The organism is Burkholderia sp. GW821-FHT14F03, from assembly GCF_058803765.1.
Window position 1 is genome coordinate 1 of the sequence record NZ_JBXAPG010000155.1, and the last position, 617, is coordinate 617.

Genomic DNA, 617 nt, shown 5'->3' on the forward strand with positions numbered 1-617 from the left:
TAGTGAGACACGATGACCTCCTGCCCGATGCGCGGGATGGCCATGTGCCCCCAGGTGGCGCCGGCGATGTTCTGCGAGACGCGGATCCAGCAAGAGCTGTATTCGTCGTGCTTGCCCAGGCGGTCCCACGGGAACTGCACCTTCACCCGGCCGTACTCGTCGGTGTAAATCTCCTCGTTCGGCGGGCCGACCACCACTGCGTTCTGCGGGCCGTCGATGCGCGGCTTGGGCAGCGGCTCGGCGCGCCACTCGGCGTCGTCCGGTACCAACTCGGCCTCATAGTGGTAGTGGGTGCCGGTCTGCGCCTCGGCGTTCTCTTCGGCCTGGCTGGTGTGCTGCTTGCCGCGGTGGACGATGCTGACCGGACGCCAGCCGCGGTTCATGTCCTCGCGCGGGTGGCCGGCAAGAGTGAAGGAGACACCTGGCTGCAGGCGCGGGTCGTCGCCTTCGACCAGGGCGATGCGCGCATCGCGGCGGTGGCCGCGCAGGCGGTTCTCGGCGAAGGGCTTGCCGGCCTCGTCGAACTTGGCGCGGGCGGGGTAGTCGTAGCGCTCGTAGCGGCGGCCCTGATGCTCGAGGTCGACGCCGTCACGGCTGTGCTGGTGACTGTAGCGGGG

1 protein-coding gene is annotated in these 617 nt (G+C 69.2%); it reads right to left on the reverse strand.

Going from position 1 to position 617, the window contains the following annotated elements:
* Positions 1-617 (reverse strand): type VI secretion system tip protein TssI/VgrG (gene tssI, locus AC1RQF_RS33480; protein ID WP_492874428.1); only part of this gene is annotated, 617 nt, incomplete at both ends.